Genomic DNA, 451 nt, shown 5'->3' with positions numbered 1-451 from the left:
CTCGAAATCGGCGTTGACGGCGAGAACGATGAGGCGGAACAAATGACGACAGCGGCGGCCCAGCGTCTGTCCTCGTTTGATGAATAAGACGAAACAGAGGTCTAGTAAATAGGAGAAAGTTGTGGTATGCTTCTCCGCAATAACCCCGATAGCTACGGTTATCGGGGTCTTTTCGTTTCTGGACCCGGACAAATAGGATGAATCTCAGACCAACTACCAATCTCGTGGTGCCCGAACATCTTGCGCTGGACCGAAAGGCTCTGAAGTCGCGCTTCATGTTCCTGTACACCAAGCGATACACAGGCTCGCCCGTGGTCTTTATGACTCGGTTGTGGGCCAACACCCTATTCCCGAGTGTCGCGCGCGACTCTGAGTTCGGGAAGGGCAAGCGTCGTGCTCATCTCGCAGAAATTCCCGAGCGTGCAGTCAGCCCCAACTATCTGCGTGTCAA

Annotated in this window: 1 protein-coding gene; it reads left to right on the top strand. The window is 54.1% G+C overall.

What is annotated here, in order from left to right; all coding sequences use genetic code 11:
- Window positions 1-197: 197 nt before the first annotated feature.
- The coding region (locus AC1RPV_RS07655; protein WP_481764182.1) for a hypothetical protein at window positions 198-451 on the top strand (254 nt) is incomplete at its 3' end.

The organism is Dellaglioa sp. CoH-55-MRSF-9 (assembly GCF_056782155.1).
The sequence above is the reverse complement of the archived record's forward strand: the minus strand, read 5'-3'. Positions and strand labels throughout refer to the sequence as shown.